The organism is Geomicrobium sp. JCM 19037 (assembly GCF_000698105.1).
Classification (GTDB): domain Bacteria; phylum Bacillota; class Bacilli; order Bacillales; family Marinococcaceae; genus Geomicrobium_A.
The window spans coordinates 1-18346 of sequence record NZ_BAWZ01000047.1; the positions used below are offsets into that span (position 1 = coordinate 1).

Genomic DNA, 18346 nt, shown 5'->3' on the forward strand with positions numbered 1-18346 from the left:
TAAAAATGGCTTTAAACTGGGGGGGGAAGGAATCTACGTTCCTCACATCATTCGCAATAGCATAGCTTTTGAAAACGGATCGACAGGTTTTACGAGCAATAGCAACCCGGGTCTGATCGCTGAAAACAACATCGCATTCAATAATGAAGGCGGGAATTTGGATATGTCCACATATACCAACATACAGGAGGATTTTGAATTAGACCGTTTTATTTCCTATCACACCCGTCCTGCACCAAGAGATCGTTATCCTTACAGGTTGGAATCAAACAGCAACTATTTGTTTGATGGTGACGTATCAGAGAATAAAAAAAGTATCCAAATTAATGAACAGCATTTCAGGAGTTTACATCCTCAACTTCCATATAAACGAGATGAGAATGGAGATATTATTTGGGGAGATTTCCTCTATTGGATTCCGCCGGCAATATAAACTCACCTAGTAAAAAAAGCGACTATCGCGTCTTGTTGTGCTGTGCGTGCCGGTATTCCTCTCTTTTGGAGGCGTAATCGACTCCTCATGCAGCACAGCTTGATCGCTGTTGCTTTTTTGTTTTGTTTCAAACATGTCTGTTTTTTGAATGAAAAGATCGGGTTTTAAATTTAAAATTTTCAGAATAAAAATTAGAATGAAGATATAAAGGAAAGCGCTTTCAAAATTGCATTTAAGGGAGTGTGAAGGGTGTGAAAAGGAACTATCAAGTGCCATTATATTCGGTTATGGCAGCTGCACTGCTTGCCGCGTGTGGAGGGGACACTGATAACGGAAGCGAGACGGAAGCAACTGCAGGTGAAGAGGAAATAGTGCTACGCATGTCGTGGTGGGGGTCACAAGAAAGGCATAATATGACAAATGAAATCATTGAAATGTATGAAAGTGAGAACCCTCACGTGTCAATTCAGCCAGACTTTGCAGGGTTTGATGGGTACTTTGAGAAGATGGCAACGCAAGCAGCTGGTGGGAATCTGCCGGATATTATGCAGCAAAATCATGGGGAATTCGTAAATCAATATGCTTCTCAAGGGCAGTTAGCGGATTTGCAGCCTTTCATTGATGACGGAACGATTAATGTCAGTGCAGTCAGTGAAACGGTGTTAGAATCTGGTGAATTTGATGGGGAATTGGTCGGGCTTCCGACAGGTATGAACGCATTGGCGGGGCTATATGATCCGGACATGATTGAATCTGCAGGTGCAGAGCTTCCGAATGAGGACTGGACGTGGGAAGACATGATTGACATGGCTACGACGGTCCATGAGTCTACAGGGAATTACGGGATGCGGTTAATGGAGCCGGGAAATATGTTTGAATACTATCTTCGAGATAACGGTAAGCGTCTGTTCAATGAAGATGGGACAGACCTAGGGTATGAAGATGACCAACTTTTTGTGGAGTATTTGACGATGAATAAGCGAATGGTGGATGACGGAGTGGCTCCCGGCTATGATGTTATTGGAGAAATTCAAGGGCTGGAAGACGAACTACTTGTACACGGTACGGCAGCCATTAACTTTCGGTGGACAAACCAATTAAATACCATTGCGTCTGCTGCAGGGGATGATCGAAATATTGAACTTGCGATTTTACCCGGTGATAACAATGATGAGGCAATGTATTTGAGGCCTTCCATGCTCTGGTCAATCGCTGAGAATTCTCAGCATAAAGAGGAAGCGGCAAAATTTATTGATTTTTACACGAACCAAACTGAAGTTTTCGATGTGGTAGGATCTGATCGCGGTGTGCCTATTAATGAAGACATTCAAGAGGAGATGAGAAGCGATCTTAATGAGACAGACCAAAAAGTATTTGACTTTATTTCCTACGTGACGGACCACAGTACACCCGTCGATTCAAATTATCCACCACAAGCCGCGCAAGTCTTAAATGCTCTTGAGGATGTTGATGAGCTAGTAATTTATGGGCAAATGACGCCGGAAGAAGGCGCTGCCCAATTTAGGCAAGAGGCGAACGCAATTCTTGGGAACTAATATAAAAAGGTGCGGTTCTGCTCTTTATAGCAGGATCGCATTCAATCAATCTCGTGAGCTTGGTAGTTAGACAATGAATTTAATAGGCTAAGAGGTGAACAACGTGTCACAATCTCACATGGACGACCAAGCTAGATTACAAGAGAATACCGGCCTTCCTCCAAATCGGAATTTAAAAGGGTGGTTCGGTTTAAGGAAAAATAAGAGACCTAGAAAAGACTTGCAAAATGGTGTAGGATACATATTCTTATCACCGTTTGTCATTGGAACCATCTTACTTACGATGTTCCCAATATTGTATTCACTGTATCTCTCCTTTACAAATTATTCGATGGGCGGAACTCCGGAATGGATCGGTTTTGGTAATTACGTCCATATGTTCAACAACGACGCGATGTTTTGGCAGTCAATGGAAGTTACGTTTTTCTATGCAGCACTGCAGTTCCACTTCGTCTTATATTCGCTTTGTTTGTGGCCATAATTCTTAATAAAGTCATCGAAATGGTAGGAGTTTATCGGACTTTATTGTATCTTCCGTCCGTTGTAGGCGGAAGTGTTGGTGTTGCCATTATGTGGCGTCAGCTGTTTGGAAATGAAGGGGCAGTTAACGGAGTTTTGTCTATGCTCGGCTTGCCGACACATTCATGGCTAGGTGATCCCAATACAGCGATTTGGACACTCGTGATTTTATATGGCTGGCAGTTCGGGTCTTCAATGTTGATCTTTCTTGCAGGTTTACGCAATATTCCGACGAGTTTCTATGAAGCCTCTGCTGTCGATGGTGCAAGGCCCATTCAGCAGTTCTTTAAAATTACTTTACCAATGTTGACACCCGTTATCCTCTTCAATGTAATTATGCAGACCATTCAAGGGTTTATGGCATTTACACCGGCTTACGTAGTAACTGCAGGGGACCCTATAAACAGCACACTCTTATACATCTTGTATATGTATCGCCAAGCGTTCGAATATTTCAACATGGGTTATGCTGCAGCACTTGCATGGGTAATGCTTATCATTATTGCAATATTAACAGCGATTATATTTAAAAGTTCTCAATACTGGGTTCATTATGAAGATAAGTAAAGGAGTGGAGCTTAGGAATGGAGCATAAAAAAAAGGTTCGTTTAAAAAAGATCATTCAGCACACTCTGTTAATTGCCTTTACAGCGGTTATGCTCTATCCAATTGTCTGGATGGCCGGCAGTTCATTTAAAGAGAGTTCGCAAGTGTTTATCAATCCACATCACATCATTCCATCGGAGTGGAACTTTGAAAACTATATCGTTGGTTGGGAAGGGTTTGGCGGCATAACGTTTTCAACCTTCTTTATGAACTCGATTTTCATTGCAACTGTAGCAACTGTGGGAAGTGTGTTATTCTCCGCAGTTGTCGCTTACGGGTTTACACGGATTAATTTCAAAGGCAAGAGGTTTTGGTTCGTTGTAATGATGCTGACGATGATGCTGCCTTTCGAAATGGTCATGATTCCGCAATACATTATGTTCAATTGGTTTGGGTGGATAGACACTTATTTACCACTCATTCTACCCTCGTTCTTCGGCGTTCCGTTTTTCATCTTTTTAATCATGCAATTTATTCGTACCATTCCGAAAGAATTGGATCAGGCTGCAATGATAGATGGGTGTAACAGTATTTCAATATTTTTTAGGATCATCTTGCCACTGGTTGTGCCGGCAATGATGACAGCGGCAATTTTCTCGTTCTACTGGCGTTGGGATGACTTTATGTCTCCGTTAATTTATTTGCAAACACCGCAAAAGTATCCAGTATCACTTGCGTTGAACTTGTTTGCCGATCCTGACTCCGTGACGAACTGGGGAGCGTTGTTTGCCATGACAACACTCAGTTTATTACCTATCATTGTCGTTTTCTTCATATTCCAACGTTACATTGTGGAAGGAATTAGTACAAGCGGTCTAAAAAGTTAAACGATGCGAAATAGGAGTGTCTAATAATGAAGAGATATGTAGTGTGCGGTGTTAGCAATCGAGCAATTTCCATGTTTATAGCTCCGATGATTTATCGGTTTGCTGTTCACTGCCAGTTGGTGGGTTTATTAGATATTGATGCAAAAAGATTTGACGTGTGTGCAGAGAGGATACCTGAAACGAAAGCGATACCAACCTATGAAAATCATCAGTTTGAGTTCATGGTACAGGAGGAAAAACCTGATGTCGTTATCGTTTCCGGCAGGGATGATACACATGTGGAGTACATTTTAGAAGCTCTATCGCTAAATTTGGATGTTATTGTTGAAAAGCCGCTTGCCACAACGGCGGAAGATAGTGAGCGAATTGTCAAAGCAGAGCAACAAAGTAAGGGTAAGGTAATCGTGACGTTTAATTATCGATACAGCCCTTATCATTTAAAGATTAAGGAATTGTTGCTTGAAGGAAAAATTGGAAAGATTACTTCAGTAGACTTGAACTGGTACATTGATACGTTTCATGGATCAAGTTACTTTCAAAGATGGAATCGCTTACGTGAACGCTCAGGAGGTTTATCGATTCACAAAAGCTCTCATCACTTTGATCTCGTTAGCTGGTGGTTGGACCAGCGCCCGTTGCAAGTGTTTGCTTATGGAGATCGCTTCTATTATGGCGACAATAGCGAATACAATCCAGCGAAAGAAGATGGCAGGTTTTGTGGAACGTGTCAGGTAAGACAACGATGCACGTACTATACACGCTGGAATTCAAGAAGTAATTCTCAAGAAGTTCAAGATGACCACATATCAATGAATAAACGATCACGTGATGGCTATTCGAATTATCGACCTGACCAGTGCATCTATGATTCTGAGATTAACATTGAAGATGCATATACAGCTACAGTGAAATATGATCGTGGGGCAATACTAAGCTACTCCATTAATTTCTCGCTGCCATATGAAGCTATCGACTGGCAATTAATGGGACAAAGGGCAGAATTGAAACGATGGAGTATCACGCTCCGTCCCGTGTCCCTTTTCCAACGCCAAGGCAGACGATCGACTATTTCCCGCTATTTGGAGCAAAAGAGACGATTCATGTAGTCGAACGAGAAGGTGGGCATGGAGGTGGTGACCCTGTCATTCAAGAGGACTTATTCTTAGGGGAAGATCCACACAGACCATATGATGTCTTGTCGGGCAGTGAAGATGGTGCTTATGCTGTTGCGACAGGAGAGGCGGTCTGGAAATCAGCCACATTGAACCAACCAATCAACGTCGATGACATTCTGACAATCAATTTGCGAGACGTGCATCAAAAATAGGAGGTGGTCCCATGACGGGGGGCAGGTTGTTTGTATTTATCTATACACTTTGTCAATGGATTTGTTATTTCTTCTATTTAAACGTCATGTGGTTGTTTTGTTCGCTACTCGGAGGTATAATTTTTGGTATCGGTCCAAGCACGGTTGCGGTGTATGCCATTGCAAGGAAAACAAAGCTTGGTGAAGAGGATTTTCCGTTATTTCGAACCTTTTGGAACGTGTATAAAGCAGAGTTTATTAAGGCTAATGCTCTGTTTCTAATGCTTCTTGCGATTGGTTTTGTCGTCTACTTTAATATAAACTATTTTAGGTTATTTGATGATATGTTCCATATGGGAATGCAAGTTTTCAGTACGATCATTGCATTGATGTTTATTTTTATTGCTTTATACATCTTTCCGGTTTACGTACACTACGATTTAGAGTTTAAGAAGTATATACAATATGCTTCGGCACTGAGTATCTTGCATCTCGGTCAAACAGCACTCATGATTTTGTCGGCTGTGTCTGTATACTACTTTTTTATAAGCTTTCCGGGTTTTATTCCTTTATTTGCGGTCAGTTTCATCATTCACCTTAATGTATGGTTGGCATTCAGAACGATAGAGAAAGTTGAAAGCAAAGGTGAGCAACTAAAGGAAGTGGATTACGTAAAAATCGGCCAGCAAATCTAACAACAAGGAAGAGCGATACACCATGGTTTTTGCATTTGATCGTTGGCTAATGAAATTTATGCCTTATATGATTCCGGTGATTGTCATTCTAGGCGTGACAGGATTGCAAGGAGCCGCTTCGTTATCGGCGGCAATTATGTTTATTTTTGCATTTATTTGTTTTTCGGGTTGCTTAGGAATTCAATATCAAGACATTAAATCATCTGTATTAAATCCTTTACCTATTATTATATCTCTTGTCATTATTCAAGTGATTATGCCGCTTATTGCCTTCTCAGTAGGAACGCTTTATTACAGTCACTCTGTTGATCTGCTTGCGGGTATTGTGATTGCCTTTACGATTCCTACGGGCGTTGCGACCATCATGTGGGTTCGAATGAGCGGAGGTAATATCGGAACAGCTCTTTCTATCGTACTCATTAATACGCTTCTTTCTCCAATATTACTGCCTGTGACTATACTTTTATTGTTAGGGGCTCGCGTATCAATTGATGTTGTCGGCATGGTCGGCAGTCTCTTCTTAATGATTGTCTTCCCGTCCATTTTAGGTTTGTGGGTAACGAGAAGGTTGCCTGCAGCTACAAAGCAACTTTCAGTCTACACTTCACCTCTATCCAAGCTGGCAATGCTATTGTTAATTCTAATTAACAGTGCAGTCGTATCTCCCTATTTATCAACGATTGATCTAAATACCATTCAGTTGTTCCTTTCGGTGCTCGGCATTGCTTGCCTTGGGTATACAATTGGATTCTTAGCATCCATCCTTTTTAAGTGGCATTCATCCGTGCTCGCTGCGGTAACGTTCTCTTGTGGGATAAGAAACACAGGGGTTGGTGCAGCATTAGCTGTCGTTTATTTTCCGCCGGCTACTGCCCTCCCTATCGTTTTAGCTATCGTGTTTCAGCAATTCTTGGCATCCATCATTCAACAAGTGATTCGAAGATATATAAATGATCAAGAGGGGAAGCTGAGAGCAAAGGGTAGGTTTGTACGTTCGTGAGGTTACTAAATTATACAGGATGATCTTTATGGGAATGAAAACGTGGCGATGGTTAAAAAAATTGCTTAAAAAGCTCCATCCAACAAGCTTATTTAATCAGTTTACGCAAATAAGATATAAGCTCTTTTCCATTAGTGTTGTTTTTATGATTATTTTTGGTGTGTGTGGACTTGTTATTTTTCATCTTTTATCAAGTTTATATAATGATAAAGTGTATGAGGAAGCCGAAAATAATCTTAGAGTCTCTGCGAATGTTTTGGATAGAGAATTGAATTATATTGAAGATTTTACATTTCAAGTTGCTACCGATCCGACGATGCAAGTCATCATGGATCGAATTGATATACCTATCCGTAACTATAATTATTTCCGCACCCGGGAGAACCTCATTGAAAGGCTTACCTTCTTTATTAATCAAGAACATTATTTTAATTCTGCTCAGATTATGGACTCAAACGGCCGTCTAATTTCAGCTGGGATGTGGACGAATCTGAATATTGATTACCAATGGGTAAATCACGAAATCCGCAATGTCGGTGGTAGAAATGTTTGGCAAGGTGTAGATGATCAAGGTTTTAATTTCCGCTAGGGAAATTAAAAAACGTGAGAATCTATCATTAAACCATCTAGGGTTTTTATATGTATATATTGATGTGGATGACCTCATCTCAGCAGCGCTGAACTTTGCGCCGGAGCAAAACTTTGTTATTGCAGATGATAAAGATCTTATCTATTCCAGCACGATGGAATCAGGAGAAATAAAAGAGCTGTTAGCAATGCCTCCAATTGAAAGTTACGAGATTGCGACGATTAATAATGAGGCATTTTTTATTATTGAACTCTCTTCAAAGCATTCTAACTTGAGTTATTTTAATATTGTGGAATTGGATAACATCAATGATCAAAAAGCGTACATATCATTGATGATTTTTCTATACATCTTTTTTATGGTAATTGTCACGATCTTTATTAGCCGGCAATCAGCGAAAGCCATTTCGAAACCTATTGAACGATTAACAAAAAATGTAAAAAAAGTACAAGAAGGTAATTTCGAGGTGGTTCCTGACCATAACCAAGAATTTTTAAAAGATGAGATTGGTGATCTTCAAGAGAATTTCTATGTGATGGTTGATAAAATTAACTCATTAATTAAAGAAAATTATGAAAAGCAGCTAATTATTAAAGAGACCGAATATCGTGCTTTACAGGCGCAAATTAATCCGCATTTCTTCTATAATACGTTAGACTCCATTCATTGGATGGCGAAAGTGAGTGACCAGAAGAAGATAGCTGAGATGGCAGAAGCGCTTGGCAGCATGATGAGAGGAATGGTTAGCAAAAAGGGGCCTCTAATTACAGTTGGTGAAGAGCTTGCCATTGTCGAAAGCTATATTACAATTCAGCAATCAAGATACAATGAGCGCTTGGTTTTTCGGCTTTACTGTGAAGAGCAGTTGAAGAAAGCTTCCATTCCAAAACTGACCATTCAGCCAATCATTGAGAATGCCATTAAGCATGGTTGGAAGAGATGATTGAACCTTGTAAAATTCAGGTTTACATTGAGAGGTATGGAAACGACTTAATGATTTATGTGAGGGACGACGGAGTGGGAATATCTGCTAAGAAAATCGAACAAATCCTGAATGGGACGGTAGTATCAAAAGGGACAGGCATTGGCCTAAACAATATTCATGAAAGGATTCGACTCTTGTATGGTGATGATTACGGCATTACTATCACAAGTAAAGAAAGCAGAGGGACTACCTTGTTCGTAACTATTCCATTCATTGAGGAGTGAATTGTACATGTATGATGTGCTTGTCGTTGACGATGAGGTTCATATTGTAGAAGGAATTACGAAGATGGTGGACTGGGAACGCTGCGGAACAAAGTGCAAAGATCAAGCGTATCACGGGCAAATGGCTTTAGAGATGATTGAGTCTGAGCGTCCGCGCATCGTAATTACTGATATTAAGATGCCTGGGTTGAATGGTCTGGAATTGATAGAGAAAACATATTATTTTTTTTCCCGAGGTTCAATTTATTGTTCTTTCCGGCCACGATGATTTTGCCTATGCCAAACAAGCGATGAAGTATGGTGTAAAACACTATCTATTAAAACCTTGCAATGAACAGAAGATTGAGGAGGCGCTTCGACAAGTCGTCATGGACTTCAAGAGAAGGAAAAAGTACAAGAATACATTGATCAAATCACACCGAAGGCAAAAGAGCAGCAAGTGCGCGAACTCTTACTAAATTCCGCCTCTTTTGATCATGGTTTATTAAAAACTGCTTCTCGAAATGAGAAGTTTAGAATCATATGCAGTGAGATTCTTTCAAAAGATGCTCATACTGAACGCCGAAAATTAAAACAACTAATGGATAAGCAATTCGCAGACAGCACATCTTTTTATGCATCAGCAATTGTTTCGGGTAAAGTAATTGTTGTGATTAGCGATTGTCCTGAACAGCATTTACAGGGGGTCATTCGAACTTCTAATAAAGAGTGGGAAGTTCAGGTTGAAAGTGCTGTAATTTCTGTAATTAGTCAAGTGAGTCGTATAGAAAGGCTAGCAATCGAATATAACAAGGTTTTGGAAGCGTTTTCTTACCGGTTTTACATGAACAGCAAAAGCAGAGTGATTCTTTATCATGAGTTAACAAGTGCAGCAGTAACGAAGTTTGATCAGCAGCAAGTCATTTGGGAGTATGAAAATATGATAGAAGTGGTACGGGCGATGGATATAAATAATGTCAAACGCGCGATGCACAAATTTTTCCATGTGCTTAGCACGTCTAAGTTTTCCGACCGGTTCATTCTCATGAAATGCAAAAGCCTGCTATGGTCAGTATCATTTCGTTCCAGCCATGATGAAAAAGAAGAATTGTTGACGACGATTAATGGCATTGATGCAATTGAGCGTGATGTTATGAAAGTAGAAGAGTACATGATGGAACATGTCATGAAGGTTGTTCGTGAGAACAGCTTGACGAAAAACCATCTAGTGAGGGAAATCATTGCATATACAGAGCAGCACCTTCAGGATCAATCATTATCGTTGCTTAGAGTCGCTAAAGAAGTGTTCTTCATGAATCCAGATTATTTAGGGAAAGTGTTCAAAAGAGAAATGGGGATGAACTATACGAATTATCTCATGGAACGGCGGATGGAGATGGCAATGGAATATATGAATACAGATCGGAAAGTGTTTGAGGTGGCAGAGGAAGTTGGGTTTGGAAATAATCCGAGATATTTTAGTCAGATTTTTAAAAGGTATACAGGAAGCACTCCTACGGAATATAAAAAGGAAGAGCGGGTGTAATGCGAACTGTTTTGTATTGAAATGAAAGTACAAATTCATACATTCTAAATGAAGAAACCGAAAAGAGGCATACCATTTTCGGTTTCTTTGCACTATACCCAAAGTAAAATAGCGAGGTAACATGCTGTCCCGGCGGCAATAAACGGTGCAAGAGGAATCATAGTTACTTCTTTGTTTTTAAGGATAAACGACTGATAAATTAAGTATGGAATCGCCCATAAACCAGCGATCAGGTACGTGGCAAACACAACACCCATTCCCGCCTTTAATCCTAAAGCTAACCCGATGACAGTAAATAACTTAATATCTCCACCGCCAACTTGACCTCTGCTCACAATGGCTAGCAGGAGGTGAATGCCTCCGAGAAGGATCCCTCCTAGCACATACATATGTACGTTTGAAAAATCAAGAATGGCATTCGCCACTAGAAAATACACCATGCTTGGCAACGTCCATTTGTCGTAGATGAGGCGGTACTTCAGGTCAGTGTAAACAGATACGATAAGTACAATGAATAATGGTAGATAGATGAATGCGATGTCCAAACCTAGTACCTCCTCTTATATGGTTTACGAAAAGAGTAAAGTAGCGACCCAAGTGATGAGTGGGATCGTAAAGAGCGACAAGAGTGTCGAAACGACGGTTGTCATTGCGGCTGTGTCCTCTTCATTCGTATAGCGACTATAAATGACAGGTGCAAGCATAAATGTCGGCATTGCAGAGAGAATCACAAACAGTTGCCGTAAGAACGGATCCATGTCTAACAAGGATAAGAGTAAAATCATGACGCTCGGAATGAACAGCAACCGGATAAAGAGTGGATATTGAATGCCGCGGTAAAGAATGCGTTGATTTTGGCGAAAAAATGGCGGTAATAAAAACCCAATATAAAGCATGGCCAGGGGTGCAGCCAAACCAGATAACATTCCGGCTAGATCTTGAAAAAGCCGAGGAGCCTCTAACCCAGAAACGGCGAAAGTGAGTCCAATGGCAATCGCAATGACTGGCATATTAATCAGCTCTTTGAGCTGACGAAGTGAGAACTTTTGGTTATCGCTTTGGAGAATGAATACACCTAAAGTGAATAAAATTACATCTAAACCGGCATCGAATACAGCAGCAAGTAGCCCGCCAATCGGTCCGAATATGGCAGCGCACAACGGGATGGCAATGAATCCGGTGTTGCCAATTGCGGCAAGGAGCGACAGCTTTTTTGCCTTAGACCATTGGAACCTAAACATTCTCAAAACGATAATGCTAAAGAGAATGGCGGAACTATTAAAAATTATTGAAACGATAAAAACGATCACTACTTGTTGCAAAACTTCGTCAGTAATTTCAGTGTTGAATACACCATTCAAAATGATGAACGGAACGGCAATGTTGATAATGACAGCCATCAGTAATTTTTTGGTGTCTTCTGTCACGGTCATACGAATGGCGACGAGCGTACCAAAAAGAATGATCAGGCCCATCATCGCAATTGTAAGTGTAATGGTAGCGACGTCCATTGCGATCAGATTCCTTTCAAGTGGGCATTATCGCATCATACCATGTTTTGTAATCTTCGGGTCCAAGCTCGTGACGGTTTTTTATTACAGAAATAAAGGATATGGATTGGATAGCTAGAATAAATAAGGTATAGGTATTTGAAAGCGATTACAATTTAGGAGGTTATTATAATGAAATACGCTCAACCAGGTACTCAAGGTGCAGTTGTCCAGTTCAAGTCGAGATACGAGAATTTTATCGGCGGGGAATGGACAGCGCCTGCCGACGGTGAATACTTTGAGAATATTAGTCCTGTTACAGGAGAAGTTTTCACGGAGATTGCCAGGTCTAAGGAAGTGGATGTGGAAAGAGCCATTGAAGCTGCACATGAGGCGAAAGCGGATTGGAGCGCTACGTCAGTCACAGAGCGAGCCTTACTCTTAAATCGAATTGCTGATCGGATGGAAGAAAATAAAGAGAAGTTGGCGGTTGCTGAGACGTGGGATAACGGGAAACCAGTTCGAGAGACGCTCGCAGCAGATATCCCGCTCGCGGTTGACCATTTTCGGTATTTTGCAAGTGCGATTCGCGCTCAGGAAGGCGGCATTTCACAAATTGATGAAGATACCGTTGCGTACCATTTCCATGAGCCGTTAGGTGTTGTCGGACAAATCATCCCTTGGAACTTCCCGCTTCTTATGATGACCTGGAAGGTCGCTCCTGCACTAGCTGCTGGAAACTGTGTTGTCTTGAAGCCAGCAGAACAGACCCCTGCTTCCATTGGTGTCTGGCTGGAAATCATGGAAGATCTGCTACCTAAAGGTGTGTTTAATGTCGTACAAGGCTTTGGTTTAGAAGCAGGAAAACCGTTAGCGCAAAGTGATCGGATTGATAAGGTCGCGTTTACTGGCGAGACGACGACCGGCCGGATGATCATGCAATACGCATCAGAAAACATTATTCCTGTTACGTTGGAATTAGGTGGGAAGTCGCCGAATATCTTCTTTGAAGATGTAATGGATAAAGACGATGGGTTTTTAGATAAAGCGGTTGAAGGTTTTGTCATGTTTGCTTTGAATCAAGGGGAAGTGTGTACGTGCCCATCTCGTGCGCTCATCCAAGAGTCCATTTATGATGAGTTTATGGACCGAGCGCTCAAGCGTGTGAAAGAGATTATTGCCGGCGACCCGTTGGATACATCAACGATGATCGGAGCGCAGGCGTCAGAAGAACAGCTTGAGAAGATTTTGTCGTATTTTGATATTGCGAAGCAAGAAGGGGCAGAGCTCATTACTGGCGGAAACCGCATTGAAGTACAAGGGGAACGAAGCACCGGCTATTACATTGAGCCGACGATCTATAAAGGTCATAACAAAATGCGGATCTTCCAAGAAGAAATCTTTGGTCCGGTTGTGTCCGTCACCACATTCAAAACAAAAGAGGAAGCGTTGGAAATTGCCAATGATACGCTTTACGGACTTGGAGCAGGCGTATGGTCAAGAGATATGAATACGGCGTATCGCTTTGGTCGTGCAATTCAAGCGGGACGGGTGTGGACGAATTGTTATCACGTCTATCCTGCTCATGCCGCGTTTGGTGGTTATAAGAAATCGGGAATTGGTCGAGAGAACCACCAAATGATGTTAGAGCATTATCAACAAACGAAAAACCTGCTCGTAAGCTACAGTGAACAACCTGCAGGTCTATTCTAAAAGGAGGGGTTCTTCGTGCACGTTGAGAAGGTGAAAGCGACAGAAGTGACGCTAGACCTCATCAACCACTTGAAAAGCAAGCACGGACCTGTCATTTTTCATCAATCGGGAGGTTGTTGTGATGGCAGCTCTCCAATGTGCTTCTCACAAAAGGAATTTAATCCGGGTAGACACGATATTTACCTTGGGGATTTAGGAGATGCCCCGTTTTATATTTCTAAAGACCAATATGAATACTGGAAACATACACAGCTCATCATTGATGTGGTGAAAGGGAGAGGTGGCATGTTCTCTTTGGAAAACCCTGAAGGAAAGCGCTTCCTCGTCCGTTCACGGGTGTTTTCTGATGAAGAACAAGCCCATTTAACTAACAATTAGTTAAGCTGAGGTGCTCTCAGAAGAGAGTGCCTCCCATCATAAATCTATAGTGAGCGAGCGCTCGCTTGCCAAAGACGAGAGGAGAGAGAACCGATGTTGGAGGAATTAGGAATCCAATCGCTACGATTGAATTTACCGCTGCGACTAAACCATGTGAATGTATTTCTTGCAGAAGGAGTAGAGGGGTGGACAATTATTGATGCAGGGCTTCATAACGATGAAACCGTTGCCGCCTGGGCTCCTTTACTGAAAGGGAAAGATATTACCAATATCATTGTTACACACTATCACCCCGACCACTTCGGATACGCAGGTGCGCTTCAACAAAAAACAGGGGCGCAAGTGTGGATGACGGAGACCGATGCTAAGGCTGGGTTGAATGCATGGACGCCGGAATTTCTTGATGAAATGTATGCGTACTATTTGCTTGCAGGAATTCCAGAGCACGATGCACAAGAGATGAAAGAAAATACCGCTTCTTTTATCCCAAGAATTAACCCTTTGCCAACGATCAATCATCACATTGTGGAAGGACAGCGGTTCGTGCTCGGTGGGTTTGAGTATGAGGCGATCTTTACGCCGGGTCATTCAGATGGCCTAATCGTTTTGTACAATCGTGAACGAAATGTGCTGTTATCCACTGATCATCTGCTACCAAAAATTACGCCGAATATTTCGTATTGGTTTCATGGTCGAGATAACCCGCTGAAAGACTATCTCACATCATTAGAAAAAATAAAGAAACTAGACGCAGATTTGGTTGTTCCATCACACGGGAAGCCGTTTCACGGTGCCAACGAGCGAATCGATGAAATTGCTGCTCATCATGATGAGCGGCTAGAACGAGTGTATGAGTATGTGAAAGAGCCTGTCGTTGTACATGATGTTTGTGCGAAGTTATTCCCTAAAGTACTCACCGTTCACGAAACAAGGTTCGCTATCGGTGAGACACTTGCCCACCTTGAGTACTTGCGCGACAAACAGCAGATCGCTCGTCACGAAGAGAATGGCAGCTGGAAGTATTACCGAGTGTAAACCAATATCGCCCTGATCTTTAGATTGAAATTCTTTTGTACGGGGTACAGAAGAATAGATTTCTAGAAAAAAGGGGCGTCATAACTTGAAGAAATATACGATGATCTTCGGTGCAAGTGTACTAATGTTAGGTGCGTGTTCACCAGAAGAACCGCAAGAGGAAGAAAGCGAAGAGACGACAGACGGCGGTTCCGATGAACTCGGTGAAGATGATCCGACTGAAGGTGAACCTGAGCCTGCAGATGATGAAGACATTGACGAAGATGAAATGGCTGGAGACTATGAGACATTAGCAGAAAACTTAGCTGCCCCGTGGGGTATTACACTCGTTGATGACGGCACAGTATATGTTACTGAGCGAGAAGGCCAGATTATTGAAATTACTGACGGAGAAACGACGCCAATGAGTCTTGCGCTAGACGAGGAAGTCCACCAAGAAGGTGAAGGTGGTCTTCATGGCATGGTGTTGCATCCAGAAGATGAAGATACAGCGATCATCTATCATACGTATGTAGCCACTGATGGCATTTATAATCGGATTGTTGAGATTGAACGTGACGGTGATGAATGGCAAGAAACGGATGTCTTGATAGAAGACATTCCAGGAGCGACGACGCACAACGGCGGTAGACTCGCGATCGGACCAGATGGGTATTTGTATGCAACGACAGGTGATGCGGAAGATCCAGAGCTTTCCCAGGACACGGACAGCTTAGCGGGTAAAATTTTGCGAATGAACCTCGATGGCACGGTAGCCGAAGATAATCCATTTGATGACTCTTACGTCTATTCTTACGGTCATCGAAATCCACAAGGGTTGGATTGGACAGATGATGACCGACTGTTTAGTACAGAGCATGGTCCTACGGCGAACGACGAAATCAATCACATTGAACCTGGAAACAACTATGGGTGGCCAGAAATTGTTGGTGATGAAACCGAAGAAGGTATGGAAACGGCAGTCATGAACTCTGGTGAAGAGACGTGGGCTCCGTCAGGAGCTGCGATGGTTGGTGAGCAATCATTTTATGTAGCTGCGCTTGCCGGTGAACAGTTGATTCGCTTTGATGTGGACGACAACACAACAGATACAATCCTTGAAGGAGAAGGACGCTGGCGTGATGTCGTATATGACGAAAACGAGAACATGTTTTATGTGATTACGAACAATACGGATGGACGAGGCGACCCAATCGATGAAGATGACCGATTGCTTCGTTTTGAAGGACCTGAAGCGTAAACGTAAAGACCTGGTAGGGGAGCTTTCCCCTATTAGGTTTTTTTACATATTTTCAAATAATTGAAACAAATAATGGTGGGCAACGACAAAGAAGGAAAGAGAAGGGGGTCAAAAGATGAATTATAAAATCATGCTCGTTTTTCTATTTTTCGCCTTTGTTGTTGCGTGTAGTGATAACCAAAATGACGAAGCGGCAGATCTTTCTCAAGAAGGAAATGATAGCGGGGCAGATGTTGCTCAAGATCATGCTGAGTCGGAGGTGGAGTTGGACGAGGGGGAAACGTTAGACGACTCGGCTGCAAATGAAGCGGAAGTGGAAGCGATTGATACGGCAGAGCGAATGATCGTATATAATGGTCACCTCACAATTGATGTTGAAAGGTTTCAAGAAGCTCAAGACCAGATTCAGCAATCCATTGAAGAAATGAATGGCTTTGTTGTGGAGTCGTCTGTCCAAGATGCAGGAGACGGTGAAATGAGCGGGACGTTTGCTGTGCGCGTGCCTGAAGAGAACTTTACACCCTTTTTGGATCAGATAGAGTCCCTTAGTTTACAAGTCGTCGACCGAATGACGACAGGTGAAGACGTGACAGAAGAGTACGTCGATCTAGAGTCAAGACTTCGGTCGCACGAAGCTGTTGAAGAACGGCTGCTCGTGTTTATGGAAGATGCAGATACGACAGAAGACTTGCTTTCTATCTCGGATGATCTGGCGGACACGCAAGAGCAAATTGAAACAATTCAAGGTCGCATGAATTATTTAGACCATCAAGTGACGTACGCATTGGTGAATATTAACGTGCGCGAGACCGCAGGGTCAACGTTGACCGATCAAACCTCTTTAAACACCTGGGGGCAAGCGTCGAATATGTTTACCGACACGATTAACGTGCTCATGCAATCGTCTCAGGCGTGGTGGTATTCGTCATTGGTCTGTCTCCAGTGCTCATCCCCTTACTTCTATTAGGGCTTGCTATTTTTATTTACTGGAGAAAAAATAATAAGACGAACGGGGCAAAGTAAAGGGCGGTTCATTTGCGGCGGGGCGCATTGTCGAAAGCGTGCACATCGGTGTCGAAAATGTGCACACCGGCGTCGAAAACGTGCACATCACCGAAACGGCCGCAAAAACGCAAGAATCTCGCGTAGAAGCGTCCCTTCCCCCTTGCGTAATCGGAGTAGAATGAGTCGGTCGGATTTGAGTGCTCGCAAAAAGCCAGAATGGGTACATTACCCATTCTGGCTTTCCTCAATTATATTTGTACGGGCCACTTTTCTTCGGTAAACGCCATTTGCCAGAACTGCCATTCCAATTGACAGCTCTTTAGAAAGGCATCACGCATCCTTGTTTTTTCTTCATCGGTAGCGGTCTTGGCGTATTCATCAAGACGATTACGAAAGGCCATCGTAACGCTGTCACCCATTTCTTTATAAAAAGAGATCCAATCATAAAAAGGATGGTTTTTACCCGGCTGTTTCGTCTTGTCCAAGTGAACCGCAATTTCGTAATACGTCCAAGGACAAGGAAGGAGGACGGCAATCATTTCGCCAAACGACCCTCGGTGAGCCACATCCAACATGTGCCGAGTATAGTGATGAGCGGTTGGTGCGAGAGCTCATACTGCAAGTCTTCGTAGTTTACACCAGCAACTTGACAGAAATTGTTGTGCGGATGGACTTCATCATTGAGTACGAAAGAAATTTGTTCATTTAGTAATTGCATATCTTCTCTTCGTTCTGAGCGGCTGATCGCCAGTCCGTAAATTTGCATAAACGTATTCAAATATTCAAAGTCTTGTTTTACATAATGGGTCAGTTGACCGGGTTGAAGGTTGCCGTTTCCAATGCCTTGCACGAACGGATGCTCAAAGATCGCTTCAAAAACAGGGCACATTCTTTACGTAATTCTTCAGTAAATGACATTACAAAATCCCTCCATAAGTGTTTTGATTCACAGTGAGGCACCGGCGTTCGGTTCTCTATGAGAGCAATAAAAAAAGCTCTGCATAGAAAACAGAGCATGGTTAAAACAAGCTCCACTTCCCTACGCTGGTATAATCCAGATCAGGTTCAAAGGGTCGAAACATTGCTTCTCTCAGCCGGTGCCGGCTCCCCTAGTGAATAAAAATATATTCAAGAATGGCTTACTCACTTTCTATTAAACCATACAATAGTCTGAAAATCAAAACGAATTGAGGAGGGATTATTTACCATAAAATACCAAT

At 42.4% G+C, this 18346-nt stretch carries 16 protein-coding genes, 4 pseudogenes and 1 riboswitch; of the genes and pseudogenes, 17 read left to right on the forward strand and 3 right to left on the reverse strand.

From position 1 onward, the window contains the following. The 12 genes and pseudogenes from JCM19037_RS26080 to JCM19037_RS19625 all read left to right on the forward strand — a co-directional run. Positions 1 to 433, forward strand: a pseudogene (locus JCM19037_RS26080) (exopolygalacturonate lyase); the annotation flags it as partial. A gap of 251 nt (positions 434 to 684) precedes the next feature. Continuing rightward, entirely contained in the window at positions 685 to 1989 is a 1305-nt protein-coding gene (locus tag JCM19037_RS19585; RefSeq protein WP_052364109.1) for an ABC transporter substrate-binding protein, read from the forward strand. A gap of 220 nt (positions 1990 to 2209) precedes the next feature. Then, a pseudogene (locus JCM19037_RS19590) lies at positions 2210 to 3075 on the forward strand (carbohydrate ABC transporter permease). Between the two features lie 17 nt (positions 3076 to 3092). Beyond that, positions 3093 to 3941 carry a carbohydrate ABC transporter permease gene (locus JCM19037_RS19595; RefSeq protein WP_042403954.1) on the forward strand — a complete coding sequence of 283 codons (849 nt, stop codon included), beginning with the start codon at positions 3093 to 3095 and terminating at the stop codon, positions 3939 to 3941. A 26-nt stretch (positions 3942 to 3967) separates the two neighbouring features. Continuing rightward, a pseudogene (locus JCM19037_RS19600) lies at positions 3968 to 5268 on the forward strand (Gfo/Idh/MocA family protein). Positions 5269 to 5279: 11 nt separating this feature from the next. Beyond that, positions 5280 to 5942 carry a YesL family protein gene (locus tag JCM19037_RS19605; protein WP_042403956.1) on the forward strand — a complete coding sequence of 221 codons (663 nt, stop codon included), beginning with the start codon at positions 5280 to 5282 and terminating at the stop codon, positions 5940 to 5942. Between the two features lie 22 nt (positions 5943 to 5964). Then, entirely contained in the window at positions 5965 to 6942 is a 978-nt protein-coding gene (locus JCM19037_RS19610; RefSeq protein ID WP_042403958.1) for a bile acid:sodium symporter family protein, read from the forward strand. Between the two features lie 28 nt (positions 6943 to 6970). Further along, on the forward strand, positions 6971 to 7531 hold the full coding sequence (locus tag JCM19037_RS23585; protein ID WP_052364110.1) for a cache domain-containing protein: 561 nt from the start codon (positions 6971 to 6973) through the stop codon (positions 7529 to 7531). Next, entirely contained in the window at positions 7506 to 8474 is a 969-nt protein-coding gene (locus JCM19037_RS19615; protein ID WP_052364111.1) for a sensor histidine kinase, read from the forward strand. Before JCM19037_RS23585 ends, JCM19037_RS19615 begins: the two co-directional genes overlap by 26 nt. After that, positions 8471 to 8740, forward strand: a complete 270-nt coding sequence (locus JCM19037_RS30355) for an ATP-binding protein (protein WP_052364112.1) — start codon at positions 8471 to 8473, stop codon at positions 8738 to 8740. Before JCM19037_RS19615 ends, JCM19037_RS30355 begins: the two co-directional genes overlap by 4 nt. 7 nt (positions 8741 to 8747) lie before the next feature. Further along, a complete protein-coding gene (locus tag JCM19037_RS19620; protein ID WP_042403959.1) occupies positions 8748 to 9008 on the forward strand; it encodes a response regulator in 261 nt (86 codons plus the stop codon). A 171-nt stretch (positions 9009 to 9179) separates the two neighbouring features. Beyond that, positions 9180 to 10265, forward strand: a complete 1086-nt coding sequence (locus JCM19037_RS19625; RefSeq protein WP_042403961.1) for a helix-turn-helix transcriptional regulator — start codon at positions 9180 to 9182, stop codon at positions 10263 to 10265. Between the two features lie 92 nt (positions 10266 to 10357). Here the strand turns inward: JCM19037_RS19625 and JCM19037_RS19630 are convergent, their stop codons facing one another. Together JCM19037_RS19630 and JCM19037_RS19635 are read right to left on the reverse strand one after the other, a co-directional pair. After that, a complete protein-coding gene (locus JCM19037_RS19630; RefSeq protein ID WP_042403964.1) occupies positions 10358 to 10810 on the reverse strand; it encodes an A24 family peptidase in 453 nt (150 codons plus the stop codon). Positions 10811 to 10834: 24 nt separating this feature from the next. Continuing rightward, a complete protein-coding gene (locus JCM19037_RS19635) occupies positions 10835 to 11776 on the reverse strand; it encodes an AEC family transporter (protein WP_042403966.1) in 942 nt (313 codons plus the stop codon). Between the two features lie 171 nt (positions 11777 to 11947). On the opposite strand from JCM19037_RS19635, the gene JCM19037_RS19640 reads away from it, so the two are divergent. The 5 genes from JCM19037_RS19640 to JCM19037_RS19660 all read left to right on the forward strand — a co-directional run bounded on the left by JCM19037_RS19640 (position 11948) and on the right by JCM19037_RS19660 (position 17088). Beyond that, positions 11948 to 13468: an aldehyde dehydrogenase family protein gene (locus JCM19037_RS19640; RefSeq protein ID WP_042403967.1), complete on the forward strand. Its 1521-nt coding sequence runs from the start codon at positions 11948 to 11950 to the stop codon at positions 13466 to 13468. Between the two features lie 15 nt (positions 13469 to 13483). Next, positions 13484 to 13846, forward strand: a complete 363-nt coding sequence (locus tag JCM19037_RS19645) for a DUF779 domain-containing protein (protein WP_042403969.1) — start codon at positions 13484 to 13486, stop codon at positions 13844 to 13846. A 93-nt stretch (positions 13847 to 13939) separates the two neighbouring features. Next, the gene (locus JCM19037_RS19650; RefSeq protein WP_042403971.1) at positions 13940 to 14881 is read left to right on the forward strand and encodes an MBL fold metallo-hydrolase; all 942 of its coding nucleotides are present in this window, start codon (positions 13940 to 13942) and stop codon (positions 14879 to 14881) included. A gap of 85 nt (positions 14882 to 14966) precedes the next feature. Then, a complete protein-coding gene (locus JCM19037_RS19655; protein ID WP_052364113.1) occupies positions 14967 to 16121 on the forward strand; it encodes a sorbosone dehydrogenase family protein in 1155 nt (384 codons plus the stop codon). 115 nt (positions 16122 to 16236) lie between these two features. Then, positions 16237 to 17088 (forward strand): DUF4349 domain-containing protein, encoded by an 852-nt coding sequence (locus JCM19037_RS19660; RefSeq protein ID WP_042403974.1) that lies wholly within the window; start codon positions 16237 to 16239, stop codon positions 17086 to 17088. Between the two features lie 286 nt (positions 17089 to 17374). On the opposite strand, the pseudogene tenA reads toward JCM19037_RS19660, so the two are convergent. After that, positions 17375 to 18044: pseudogene (gene tenA / locus JCM19037_RS19665) on the reverse strand (thiaminase II). A gap of 101 nt (positions 18045 to 18145) precedes the next feature. Next, a riboswitch (TPP riboswitch) is annotated at positions 18146 to 18247 on the reverse strand. Between the last annotated feature and the right edge of the window lie 99 nt (positions 18248 to 18346).